We start from the raw sequence: 11653 nt of genomic DNA, 5'->3' as shown, positions 1-11653 counted from the left end.
CGCGGACTCGGTCGCCGTGGTGGCGTTAGCTGTTCGCCGACACCAGCGCACCCGGATTGGTCATGCTCGATTCTCCCGCCCGCCCCCCGGCGGACTCCGATGTTGCCTACCGCACGCCGCCCCACAACATCGAGGCGGAGCAGGCGCTGCTGGGCGCCATCCTCGTCAACAACGAGGCGTTCTACCGGGTCTCCGACTTCCTGGAGCCGCGCCACCTGTTCGAGCCGATCCATGTCGCGATCTACGAGACCGCCTCGGCGCTGATCCGCGCCGGCAAGGTGGCGACGCCGGTCACGCTCAAGACCTTCCTGCCGCCGGAGCTCGACGTCGCCGGGCTGACCGGCCCGCAATATCTGGCCCGACTCGCCGCCGAGGCGACGACGATCATCAACGCCGAGGATTACGGGCGCACCATCTACGACCTGTCGGTGCGCCGCGACCTGATCGCCATCGGCGAGGAGATCGTCAACGAGGCCTATGACGCGGCGATCGACGCCACGCCTCAGGACCAGATCGAGGAGGCGGAAAAGCGCCTCTACGAGCTCGCCGAGACCGGCCGCTACGACGGCGGCTTCCTGCGCTTCAACGACGCGCTGAAGGAAGCGGTCGACATGGCGAGCCGTGCCTTCCAGCGCGACGGGCACCTGTCCGGCCTCGCCTCCGGCCTCGACGACCTCGACCACATGATGGGCGGGCTCCAGCCCTCCGACCTCATCATCCTCGCCGGCCGCCCCGGCATGGGCAAGACCGCGCTCGCCACCAACATCGCCTACAACGTCGCCGCCGCCTACCGCTCGGAGACGCTGCCCGACGGCAATATCCGCGCCCTCGACGGCGGCGTGGTCGGCTTCTTCTCGCTGGAAATGTCGGCCGAGCAGCTCGCCACCCGTATCCTCGCCGAGCAGACCGAGATCCCCTCCTACAAGATCCGGCGCGGCGACATCTCGGAGAGCGAGTTCGACAAGCTCGCCGCCGGCGCGCAGATGATGCAGACCATCCCGCTCTATATCGACGACACGGGCGGCATCTCGATCGCCCAGCTTCGCGCCCGCGCGCGCCGGCTGAAGCGCCAGCGCGGGCTGGACTTCATGGTCGTCGACTACCTTCAGCTTCTGTCCGGCTCGTCCAAGAAGGCGTCGGAAGGGCGCGTGCAGGAGATCACCGAGATCACCACCGGCCTCAAGGCGCTGGCGAAGGAGCTCGCCGTGCCGATCATGGCGCTGTCCCAGCTCTCGCGTCAGGTGGAGACGCGCGACGACAAGCGTCCGCAATTGTCCGATCTGCGCGAATCCGGTTCGATCGAGCAGGATGCGGACGTGGTGATGTTCGTCTTCCGCGAGGAATATTACCTCAAGAACAAGGAGCCGAAGGAAGGCACGGAGGAGTGGTTCACGTGGGATTCGGAGATGAAGGCGGCGCAGGGCACCGCCGAGGTCATCATCGGCAAGCAGCGTCACGGACCGACCGGCACGGTGAAGGTGGCCTTCGAGGCCCAGTTCACCCGCTTCTCCTCGCTCGCCCTCGGCGATCGCATGCCGCATCAGTGAGCGTCCCGACGTGAGCGACGACGACATATCGCAGGCCGAGGCGGGCGGCCTCCTGACCATCGACCTCGCGGCGCTGCGGGCCAATTTCGCCGAGATCGCCCAGCGCGTCGCCCCGGCGGCGTGCGCCGCGGTGGTGAAGGGCGACGCCTACGGCACCGGCCTCGTCCCAACCGCTTCTGCCCTTTGGGACGCGGGCGCGCGCACCTTCTTCGTCGCCCTGCTGGGCGAGGCGCGCACGCTGCGCGCGGCTCTGCCGGAGGCCGAGATCTTCGTGCTCAACGGGCTGTTCCCGGGCACGCAGGAGATCTACCGCGAAGCACGGCTCACGCCGGTGCTCGGCAGCCTGCCGGAAATCGAGGGCTGGCGCGCCTTCTGCGCCGAGGTGGACGAACTGCTGCCGGCAGCGCTGCATGTCGACACCGGGATGAACCGGCTCGGCGTCTCCCCGGCCGAGGCGATCAACCTCGCCGAGGGGCGCGAGGAAATCGGCTTCCCGCTGGCGCTCGTCATGAGCCACCTCGCCTGCGCCGACGAGCCCGACCATCCGCTCACCGCCCAGCAGCTCGAGGACTTCCAGGCCATCGCCGCGCTGTTCCCGGACGTGCGGGCCTCGCTCGCGAACTCGGCCGGGGCGATGAGCAGCCCGGCCTTCCGGTTCGACCTGGTGCGGCCGGGAATCGCCGTCTATGGCGGGCGGGCGCGCACCGACGTCGCGCCCCTGCGCCCGACGGTCCGGCTCGACCTGCGCATCGTCCAGGTCCGCCATGTGCATGAAGGCCAGACGATCGGCTATGGCGCGGCGCACACGGCGCGTCGGCCGAGCCGCATCGCGATTCTCTCAGCCGGCTATGCCGACGGCATTCCGCGCCTCGCCGGCGCCTCGGACCTGCGATCCGGCGCGGAAGCCATGGTCGCCGGCCGGCGCTGCCCGCTGGTCGGACGCATCTCGATGGACCTGCTCGCGGTGGACGTGACCGACGTGCCCGAGGACGACGTCGCGGCCGGAGACTGGGCGACGCTGCTGGGCGACGGCCTCACCCTCGGCGATCTGGCCCGCCACTCGCAGACGGTCGACTACGAGATCCTCACCTCGCTCGGCCGGCGCTACTGCCGCCGCTGGACGTACTGAACCCGGACTTTCCGCTCCGGCGGCATGGCATCGCGCATGCCCGCGCGCACGGCCTCGATCACCTGCGTCCCGTTCTCCAGCCAGTTCGGCAGCACCAGCCCGCGGCCGCGCTCGAGGACGACATCAAGACGCAACACTGGCTGTTCGATATTGGCATAGCCCTTGCGAGTGACGACGCTGCGCACCTCGGTCCACGGAACGAAGCGGCCTGACCATAAGTAAATGCCGTCGCCGTCGACCTTGTACACAAATGAACGACGCCAGAACCAAAGCAATATGCACCCCGCGCCCAGAGTCGTCGGCACCAGGGCGATCATCAACAGAGAAAATCTGTTATTTGTTCGAGCGACTACAGGTTGCATAGATTTCCAGTTGGCCTATCGACAACTCCACCACCCACACGCGATCGAACGTTCGGCGGCCGAAGACCACACAAACTTACCGCCAATTTGGAAGTAAATCACGATCTATTACCAACCATGCGGTCGCATCCGCGCACGTAATTTCGGCAAGGGCCGATCGTCACCCCCTCCGCATGGGGCCGGAATGGCGCTAGGACTGCGTTCCGAGTCCTGGATGAACCGATGGCCAAACGCACAACGTCCTTCGTCTGCCAATCCTGCGGCGCCGTGCACATGCGCTGGCAGGGCCGCTGCGATTCCTGCGGCGCCTGGAACAGCATCGCCGAGGAGCAGAGCGGCGGCGCCTCCGTCCCCTCCGCGCAGCGCGGCGGCCGGCGCGGCCGGCTGATCGCGCTGGAGAGTCTTGCGGGCGTGAGCGAGGACGCGCCGCGCATCCGCATCGGCATCAACGAGGCCGACCGCGTCGCGGGCGGCGGGCTCGTGCCCGGCTCGGTGCTGCTGATCGGCGGCGATCCGGGCATCGGCAAGTCGACCCTGCTGATCCAGGCCTCTGCCGCGCTGGCGCGCGAGGGGCACCGCGTCGTCTACGTCTCGGGCGAGGAGGCGTCGGCGCAGGTGCGTCTGCGCGCCGAACGCCTCGGCCTTGCCGGCGCGCCGGTGGAGCTCGCCGCCGAGACTAATGTCGAGGATATCGTCGCCACCCTGTCCGAGGGCGGGCGCCCCGCGCTGGTGGTGATCGATTCGATCCAGACCATGTGGACCGACACGGTCGAATCCGCGCCGGGAACCGTCACGCAGGTGCGCTCCTCGGCCCAGATCCTGATCCGCTTCGCCAAGCGCTCGGGCGCCTGCGTCGTCCTCGTCGGCCACGTCACCAAGGACGGGCAGATCGCCGGGCCGCGCGTCGTCGAGCACATGGTGGACGCGGTTCTCTCCTTCGAGGGCGACGGTGCCCACCATTTCCGCATCCTGCGCGCGCAGAAGAACCGCTTCGGCCCCACCGACGAGATCGGCGTGTTCGAGATGACCGGCCTTGGCCTGCGCGAGGTCGCGAATCCCTCCGAGCTGTTCCTGTCGAATCGCGACCATGGCGCGCCCGGCACCGCGGTCTATGCCGGCATGGAGGGCACGCGCCCGGTGCTGGTGGAGATCCAGGCGCTGGTGGTGCCCACGAGCCTGGGCACGCCGCGCCGCGCGGTGGTGGGCTGGGACCCGAGCCGGCTTTCCATGGTGCTGGCGGTGCTGGAGGCGCGCTGCGGCATCAAGCTCGGCGCGCATGACGTGCATCTCAACGTCGCCGGCGGCTTCCGCATCTCCGAGCCAGCTGCCGATCTTGCGGTCGCGGCCGCACTGGTGTCCTCGCTCAGCGGTTCCGCCCTGCCCTCGGACGCGGTCTATTTCGGCGAGGTCAGCCTGACCGGGGCCGTGCGCCCGGTGTCCCACACCGGCGCGCGACTGAAGGAAGCGGCCAAGCTCGGATTCGCCAGCGCGGTGGTGCCGCAGGGAAAGTCCGCCGGCACGGAGGCGGGCGAGACCGGCCTGAACGTGGAAACCGCCTCTTCACTTGGGGATATCGTGGCGACGATTGCGGCACGGGGGCCACGTCGGGCTCCGCGCGTGGCGCAAGAGGGATGACGCCATCCGCGCGCCGCGCTATACGTCGCGCGGTCCCGTCGGCGTGCGACGGAACGAAGATTCGCCGCCTTTCTTGAACGCCGCGATCACGGTGCGAAACTCTTGACGCTGCTCGACATCATCCTTGTCGCCGTGATGGTGATCTCCGGCCTGCTGGCGATGGTGCGTGGTCTCGTGCGCGAGGTCTTCGCCATCGCGTCGTGGGTCATCGCCGCAGGCGTGACGCTGTACGCCTATCCGCTGGCCCTGCCCTACGCCAAGCAGTACATCGCCAACGACACCTTCGCCATGGCGGCGACGGTGGCGGCGGTGTTCCTCATCACGCTGCTGATCGTGTCGCTCATCACCGTGCGCATCTCCGATCTCGTGCTCGACAGCCGGATCGGCGCGCTGGATCGCACGCTGGGCTTCATCTTCGGGCTGGCGCGCGGATTCCTCATAATGGTTGTGGCCTTCCTGTTCTTCAACTGGCTGGTCCAGAACGAACAGGGCCAGCCGGGCTGGATTCGCGACGCGCGGTCGCGTGTGGTCTTGCAAAACGCGGGTGACTGGCTCATCTCCATTCTGCCGGAAGATCCCGAGAAGCTGATACGCGACATCAAGAACTCACGGGACGTGGAGCCGAGCGAGCCGCCGCCCGAGCCCTTCAATCCGGGGCCGGCGCCTTCGACGACACCTCCGGCGCCATAATTTCTCCGCGCCTTCGGGACAAGCCGTCGCGGCGGCGCGTGGATGGCATTCCAGCGTAGAGAGCGGGCGCAGCCTTGAACTGCGCAGAGCGGAGCGATGGTGAGATGGCGCATATAGCCGGGCACGCGGTGTCGAAATCGGGCGAAGCCGACGATTTCTACGATGATTACGGGGATACGCTGCGCGAGGAGTGCGGCGTATTCGGCATTTACGGGCATCCCGATGCTGCCGCCATCACCGCGCTGGGCCTGCATGCGCTCCAGCATCGCGGCCAGGAAGCGGCGGGCATAACCACTTACGATGGCCAGCGTTTTCACTCCGAGCGCCGCCTCGGACTGGTCAGCGACGCCTTCTCCGACGCCGAGACCATCAAGCGCCTGCCGGGCCAGATCGCGGTCGGCCATGTACGCTATTCGACCACTGGCGAGACCATCCTGCGCAACGTGCAGCCACTCTTCGCCGAGCTCGACGGCGGCGGCTTCGCCATCGCCCATAACGGCAATCTCACCAACGGCCTGTCGCTGCGCCGCCAGCTCATCCGCGACGGCGCCATCTGCCAGTCGACCTCCGACACCGAGGTGATGCTGCACCTCGTCGCGCGCTCCAAGCGCCCGCGCTTCACCGAGCGCTTCATCGACGCGCTGCGCGCGATCGAGGGCGCCTACGCCTTCGTCGGGCTCACCAACAAGAAGCTGGTGGGCGCGCGCGACCCGCTCGGCATCCGTCCGCTGGTGCTGGGCGAGCTCGACGGGCACCCGATCCTGACCTCGGAGACCTGCGCGCTCGACATAATTGGTGCGCGCCACGTGCGGGACATCGAGCCCGGCGAGGTGATCGTCTTCTCCTCCGACAAGGTCGAGACGCTGCGCCCCTTCGGCGCCGTCACGCCGCGCCCCTGCATCTTCGAGTACATCTATTTCGCCCGGCCGGATTCGGTCGTCGGCGGGCGCTCGGTCTACCAGGTGCGCAAGAACATGGGCGTGCAGCTCGCGAGCGAGGCGCCCGCGAATGCCGACGTCGTGGTGCCGGTGCCCGATTCCGGCGTGCCCGCCGCCATCGGCTACGCGCAGGCCGCCGGCATCCCCTACGAGCTCGGCATCATCCGCAACCACTATGTCGGGCGCACCTTCATCCAGCCGACCCAGTCGATCCGCGACCAGGGCGTGCGCATGAAGCACTCGGCCAACCGTTCGGTCGTCGAGGGCAAGAGCATCGTGCTCATCGACGACAGCCTGGTCCGCGGCACCACCTCGGTGAAGATCGTGCGCATGATGCGCGAGGCCGGGGCGCGCGAGGTGCATTTCCGCATCTCCTCGCCGCCGATCACCCACCCGGACTATTACGGCATCGACACGCCGGACCGCGACAAGCTGCTCGCCGCCACCCACGACCTCGAGGGCATGCGCCACTATATTGGCGCCGACAGCCTCGCCTTCCTCTCCATCGACGGCATCTACAAGGCGATGGGCTTCGAGGGCCGCGACCCGATGCGCCCGCAGTTCACCGACCATTGCTTCACCGGCGAATATCCGACCCCGCTCACCGACCGCGTGGGCGAGGTGGCGCCGCGCCAGCTCTCGCTGCTGGCCGAGGCGAGCTGAGGCGGCGCGGGAGAGGGACGAACGAGGCGGCATGGTCGAGCTCAACCAGTGGCATCGCGGCCGCCTCATCGACCACATTCAGCTCGTGGTGCGTGACCTCGAGGCGAGCCGGCGCTTCTATGGCGCGGTGCTCGAGGTGCTCGGCGTGCCTCTCGTCGCCGGCGAAGGCTATTTCTACGCCGACGAACTCTTTGTCTCGCCGGGCGAGCCGCTGACCGGGCGCGCCCACATCGCCTTCCAGGCGCCGGACCACGAGACCGTCCAGCACTTCTACGCCGCGGCGCTGGCGGCGGGCGGGCGCGACAATGGCGCGCCGGGCCTGCGCAGCTATCATCCGGGTTACTACGCCGCCTTCGTGCTCGATCCCGAAGGCAACAACATCGAGGCCGTCTGCCACGGCCCGGCCACGCGTTCCGCGCCTTCGGTGGTGCTGACGGACGCGTCTTGAATCTCGGGGAAACGTCGATGACCGATACCGCAGCAGAGGGCGCCGCGCGCCCGCTCGAGGGAAGCTACGCGCTCGTCACCGGCGCGACCCGGGGCATCGGCCGGGCGATCGCCCTCGCACTCGCCGGCGCGGGCGCCCATGTGGTCGCCGTGGGGCGCACCGCCGGAGCGCTGGAGGAGCTCGACGACGCTATCGTCGCCGCCGGCTCCACCGCGACGCTGGTCCCCCTCGACCTGAAGGACGGCCCGGGCATCGACCGGCTCGGCGGCGCGCTCTTCGAGCGCTTCGGCCGGCTCGACGTGTTCGTCGGCAATGCCGGCGTGCTCGGCCCGATGACGCCGCTGGCGCAGGTCGAGCCGAAGGAGTGGGACGACGCCATCGCCGTCAACCTCACCGCCAACTGGCGCCTGGTGCGCTCGCTCGATCCGCTGCTGCGGCTCTCGACCGCCGGCCGCGCGGTGCTGGTCTCCTCGGGCGCCGCCCACAAGGCGCGCGCCTTCTGGGGCACCTATGCCGTCACCAAGGCCGGCGTCGAGGTCCTCGCCCGCACCTGGGCAGCCGAGGTCGCCAACATTTCGCCGCTCGCGGTCAATCTGGTCAATCCGGGACCGATCCGCACCCGCATGCGGGCCAAGGCGTTCCCGAGCGAGGACCCGCAGACGCTTCCCACGCCGGAGGAGCTCGCGAGCGCGATCCTGCCGCTCTGCCTGCCGAGCTTCAACGAGACCGGCAGGCTCTACGACTTCCCCACCCGCTCGCTCAAGGAATTCCCGGTTCCGGCGTGAGCCGGCGCCGGCTGAATATCGCCACCGCCGCCACCACGCCGACGAGCTGCAGCGCCGCGCCGGCCGTCTCCGCCGCGCTCGGCCAGCGCTGCTCGAAGGCGAGCCCGTAGCCGAGGCCGAACACCGTCTCGGCGACGATGAGCTGCGCCGACAGGGCCAGCGGCAGGCGTTGCGAGGCGACGACCCAGCCATAGGTGCCGAGCCAGGAGGCGACCACGCCCATGCCGAGCGCCCAGGCGAGGAAGCGCGTCGTCACCTCGCGGTCGTGGCCGAGCAGCCCGGCGTCGAGCCCGAAGGGCATCAGCGCCACCGCCGCCGCGCCGGCCCCGAGGCCCTGCAGGCCGGTCCAGCGCAGCGCGTCCGGCGCGGCTGCCGCACGCAGCGCGGCGGCATTGGCGAGTCCGTAGAGGATCCAGATTCCCAGCGCCAGCAGCGACAGCGCCGCGCCGGCGAGCACCGCATCGGCCTCATCCGGCGCCGCCGCGCGAAGGTCGTGGGCGTTGACGAGCACCAGCCCGGCGACGATCAGCGCCAGCGGCAGTGCGATCGAGCGCCAGGCCACCGTGCGCTCGCGCAGATTGGCGACCACCGCGAGCAGCACCGGCGCGGTGCCGGTGATGAGCGGCGGCAGCACCGCGCCGGCGAACAGGACGGCGTAGGAGATGGCGAGGAAATAGCCGAAATAGCCGAACGCCCCGAGCGCGCCGCCCAGGACGAGCTGCCGGGTGGTCATGCCCGAGGGGCGAAAGCGCGGAGCGGCCATCAGCAGCAGGCTGACGAGGCCGAACAGCAGGTAGCGGACGACGGAGAAATCGAACGCCGACACCGGCGCAATCGCCCGCGGCGCGACGAAGGAAAGCCCCCAGGTCGCGCCCGTCAGCAGGCCGCCGAGAATGCCGATCAACATGCCGGAAAATCCAGGAATCGGGAGGCTGCCAGCATGCCAGCCGCGCGGCGCCGTTTCGAGCCCCGGCGGGCGCCTTCGCCCCGCCCTTTATCCCCTGCCCCGCCGGGCGGGCCGCCTCAGTCCTTCTCGGCGTAGGGATTGTCCTTCTCGCGCAGCGTCAGCCGGATCGGCACGCCGGGCAGGTCGAAGCTGGTGCGCAGATTGTTGACGAGATAGCGCAGATAGCTCTCCGGCAGCGCGTCCGAGCGCGAGCAGAACAGCACGAAGCTCGGCGGGCGCGCCTTGGGCTGGGTCATGTAGCGCAGCTTGATGCGCCGCCCGGACACCGCCGGTGGCGGATGCTCGCTCGTCATCTCGCCGAGCCAGCGATTGAGCGGGTTGGTCGCCACGCGCCGGTTCCACACCTTGTGCGCCGCCTCGACCGCGCGTACCAGCCGGTCGAGGCCGTCGCCGGTGAGGCCCGAGACCAGAACCACCGGCGCGCCCTTCACCTGCGGCAGCCAGTGGTCGGCCTCCTCGCGCATCTTCTTGGCGAAGCCGGCGCGGTCCGGGACGAGATCGGACTTCGACAGCGCGATCACCACCGCCCGGCCCTCGCGCTCGGCGAGGTCGACGATGCGCAGGTCCTGCTCCTCGAACGGGTGGGTGGCGTCCATCAGCACCACCACCACCTCGGCGAAGCGCGCAGCGCGCAGGCCGTCGGCGACGGAGAGCTTCTCCAGCTTGTCGTCGATGCGGGCGCGCTTGCGCATGCCGGCGGTGTCGAACACACGCAGCGCAACGCCGTGACGCTCGACGTCGACCGAGATCGAATCGCGGGTGATGCCGGCCTCCGGGCCGGTGAGCAGCCGCTCCTCGCCAAGCAGGGCGTTGATCAGCGTCGACTTGCCGGCATTGGGGCGCCCGAGCACGGCGACGCGGATGCGCCGGCCGCCCTCACCCTCGCCGTCCTCCTCCTCGTCCTCGTCCGGCACGAATTCGGCGAGCGCGCGCACGAGGTCGGCCATGCCGTCGCCATGCTCCGCGGAAAGCTCCACCGGGTCACCGAGGCCGAGCGCGAAGGCGTCGAGCGCATCGGCGCCGCGCGCCTCGCTCTTGTTCGCGACCAGGATGGTGGGCTTGCCCGAGCGGCGGGTGAGCTCGGCGAAGGAGCGGTCGGTGGGCGTGACCCCGGACTTGGCGTCGATCATGAACAGGATGACGTCGGCGTCGGCGATCGCGGTCTCGGTCTGCGCCCGCATGCGCCCTTCGAGCGATTCCGCCTTGGCCTCCTCCAGCCCGGCGGTGTCGATGACGCGGAACGACAGGTGCCCGAGTCGCCCGTCGCCTTCGCGGCGGTCGCGCGTCACACCGGGCCGGTCGTCGACCAGCGCGAGGCGCTTGCCGACCAGCCGGTTGAAGAGCGTCGACTTGCCGACATTCGGCCGGCCGACGATGGCGATGGTCATCGTCATGGCGGGAACGCTGTGGCGCTATTCGGGCGGCGGCGAAGCGGCGGGGGCCGTGCCCTGCGCTCCTGCCGGCGGAGCCGTGCTGGGATCGGGCGCAAGTCCGTAGGCGGAATTGGCCGGCTGCGGCGGGGCGGCGTTGTAATCGACGCCGGGAACGCCCTCCGGGAACACCGGGACGCGCGTGCCCGGCAGCTTCTTCTCCTTCTCGGCGAAGGGGTTCAGCTTGTCGAGCGATTCGCAGCCGGCGACGGTGAGCGCCGTACAGCCGACGAGGGCGACCAGCAGCAGCCGGCGCAGAAGCTGCCGGGAAGAAGTCGAAACCATACCCGCCTCCTACTGCACGGCCGGCGCGTGCGCGCCCGGCGTTTCGCTCGCCGCGGCGCTCGGAGCCGGCGCGGCAGCCGGCGTCGAGGTGGCCGCCGGCGCCTCGGCGGTACCGGCCGAAGCGGCCGCGAGCGTGCGCATCAGGTCCGCCCGCTGGTGCAGCCCCGGCGGGGTCTGCGCATCGTTGAGGATCTTGGTGAAGGTGGCCTCGGCGCCCTTGTAGTCGCCGGCCTTGTACTGGGCGAGGCCGATCAGCTCGCGCGCCGAATGGCGGAAGGAATCGTCGGGCGTGTCGAGCGTGCCCATCCGGCTCTGGATCTCCGACAGCGGCGCGGTGTCGACGAGCAGCGCCGCCGCCCGCACGCGCGCCATGTCGCGCATCAGGAAGGGGATGCCCTCATCGGATGCGAGGGCGTCGAAATCCGCTACCGCCTTAGTCTGGTCGGTGGCGGCGAGCTCGGTCGCGGCGCGGAAGCGCGCCAGCGTGCGGTAGCCAGCCGTGCCGTCCTTCTCGATCTCGGTGAAGGCGGCCTCGGCCTCCTGATGCTTGCCCTCGGTGCCGAGCTTGAGCGCAGCCTCGAAGCGGGCACCCACGGCCTCCTCCTGCTGGAGCTTCCACCATTCATAGGTGCGCCAGCCGGCGACGCCGAGAACGATCAGCACCGCCAGGGCGATGATGTAGATGCCGAACCGGTTCCAGAGTCGGCTGAACCGTTCGCGACGAATGTCCTCGTCGATCTCGTGGAAGATGTCAGCCATGTCGTGTCCGTGGGC

At 69.6% G+C, this 11653-nt stretch carries 12 protein-coding genes; 7 read left to right on the top strand and 5 right to left on the bottom strand.

Translation table 11 applies throughout. From position 1 onward, the window contains the following. Positions 1-62: 62 nt before the first annotated feature. Positions 63-1547 (top strand): replicative DNA helicase, encoded by a 1485-nt coding sequence (locus tag NVS83_RS04945; protein ID WP_258730588.1) that lies wholly within the window; start codon positions 63-65, stop codon positions 1545-1547. Positions 1548-1557: 10 nt separating this feature from the next. Continuing rightward, positions 1558-2676, top strand: a complete 1119-nt coding sequence (gene alr, locus NVS83_RS04940; RefSeq protein ID WP_258738321.1) for an alanine racemase — start codon at positions 1558-1560, stop codon at positions 2674-2676. Here the strand turns inward: alr and NVS83_RS04935 are convergent. Then, positions 2652-2996 (bottom strand): hypothetical protein, encoded by a 345-nt coding sequence (locus tag NVS83_RS04935; RefSeq protein ID WP_258738320.1) that lies wholly within the window; start codon positions 2994-2996, stop codon positions 2652-2654. The two genes, alr and NVS83_RS04935, sit on opposite strands and share 25 nt — an antisense overlap. 264 nt (positions 2997-3260) lie before the next feature. Here NVS83_RS04935 and radA point away from each other — a divergent pair, with 264 nt between their 5' ends. The 5 genes from radA (at position 3261) to NVS83_RS04910 (ending at position 8197) form a co-directional block, all read left to right on the top strand. Beyond that, positions 3261-4673: a DNA repair protein RadA gene (gene radA / locus NVS83_RS04930; RefSeq protein WP_258730591.1), complete on the top strand. Its 1413-nt coding sequence runs from the start codon at positions 3261-3263 to the stop codon at positions 4671-4673. Between the two features lie 102 nt (positions 4674-4775). Further along, complete coding sequence (locus NVS83_RS04925) at positions 4776-5363, top strand: CvpA family protein (RefSeq protein ID WP_258730593.1); 588 nt, start codon at positions 4776-4778, stop codon at positions 5361-5363. 104 nt (positions 5364-5467) lie between these two features. After that, a complete protein-coding gene (gene purF / locus NVS83_RS04920) occupies positions 5468-6964 on the top strand; it encodes an amidophosphoribosyltransferase (RefSeq protein ID WP_258738319.1) in 1497 nt (498 codons plus the stop codon). Positions 6965-6995: 31 nt separating this feature from the next. Then, complete coding sequence (locus NVS83_RS04915; protein ID WP_258738318.1) at positions 6996-7412, top strand: VOC family protein; 417 nt, start codon at positions 6996-6998, stop codon at positions 7410-7412. Between the two features lie 17 nt (positions 7413-7429). Then, positions 7430-8197, top strand: coding sequence for an SDR family NAD(P)-dependent oxidoreductase (locus tag NVS83_RS04910; protein ID WP_258738317.1), 768 nt, complete (start codon positions 7430-7432; stop codon positions 8195-8197). On the opposite strand, the gene NVS83_RS04905 is transcribed toward NVS83_RS04910, so the two are convergent. The 4 genes from NVS83_RS04905 to NVS83_RS04890 form a co-directional block, all read right to left on the bottom strand. Beyond that, complete coding sequence (locus NVS83_RS04905; RefSeq protein WP_258738316.1) at positions 8172-9104, bottom strand: EamA family transporter; 933 nt, start codon at positions 9102-9104, stop codon at positions 8172-8174. The two genes, NVS83_RS04910 and NVS83_RS04905, sit on opposite strands and share 26 nt — an antisense overlap. 116 nt (positions 9105-9220) lie before the next feature. Further along, positions 9221-10558 (bottom strand): ribosome biogenesis GTPase Der, encoded by a 1338-nt coding sequence (gene der / locus NVS83_RS04900; RefSeq protein ID WP_258738315.1) that lies wholly within the window; start codon positions 10556-10558, stop codon positions 9221-9223. Between the two features lie 18 nt (positions 10559-10576). Next, positions 10577-10879: a hypothetical protein gene (locus tag NVS83_RS04895; RefSeq protein ID WP_258738314.1), complete on the bottom strand. Its 303-nt coding sequence runs from the start codon at positions 10877-10879 to the stop codon at positions 10577-10579. Between the two features lie 9 nt (positions 10880-10888). Then, positions 10889-11638: a tetratricopeptide repeat protein gene (locus tag NVS83_RS04890; RefSeq protein ID WP_258738313.1), complete on the bottom strand. Its 750-nt coding sequence runs from the start codon at positions 11636-11638 to the stop codon at positions 10889-10891. Positions 11639-11653: the final 15 nt, after the last annotated feature.

The organism is Ancylobacter mangrovi, assembly GCF_024752335.1.
Classification (GTDB): domain Bacteria; phylum Pseudomonadota; class Alphaproteobacteria; order Rhizobiales; family Xanthobacteraceae; genus Ancylobacter; species Ancylobacter mangrovi.
The sequence above is the reverse complement of the archived record's forward strand: the minus strand, read 5'-3'. Positions and strand labels throughout refer to the sequence as shown.

Excerpts from the sequence above, each read along its gene's own strand:
- NVS83_RS04910 (WP_258738317.1), top strand. The coding sequence starts at position 7,430 with ATGACCGATACCGCAGCAGAGGGCGCCGCGCGCCCGCTCGAGGGAAGC.
- NVS83_RS04895 (WP_258738314.1), bottom strand. The coding sequence starts at position 10,879 with ATGGTTTCGACTTCTTCCCGGCAGCTTCTGCGCCGGCTGCTGCTGGTC.
- purF (WP_258738319.1), top strand. The coding sequence starts at position 5,468 with ATGGCGCATATAGCCGGGCACGCGGTGTCGAAATCGGGCGAAGCCGAC.
- NVS83_RS04890 (WP_258738313.1), bottom strand. The coding sequence starts at position 11,638 with ATGGCTGACATCTTCCACGAGATCGACGAGGACATTCGTCGCGAACGG.
- der (WP_258738315.1), bottom strand. The coding sequence starts at position 10,558 with ATGACGATGACCATCGCCATCGTCGGCCGGCCGAATGTCGGCAAGTCG.
- radA (WP_258730591.1), top strand. The coding sequence starts at position 3,261 with ATGGCCAAACGCACAACGTCCTTCGTCTGCCAATCCTGCGGCGCCGTG.
- NVS83_RS04945 (WP_258730588.1), top strand. The coding sequence starts at position 63 with ATGCTCGATTCTCCCGCCCGCCCCCCGGCGGACTCCGATGTTGCCTAC.
- NVS83_RS04915 (WP_258738318.1), top strand. The coding sequence starts at position 6,996 with ATGGTCGAGCTCAACCAGTGGCATCGCGGCCGCCTCATCGACCACATT.
- NVS83_RS04905 (WP_258738316.1), bottom strand. The coding sequence starts at position 9,104 with ATGTTGATCGGCATTCTCGGCGGCCTGCTGACGGGCGCGACCTGGGGG.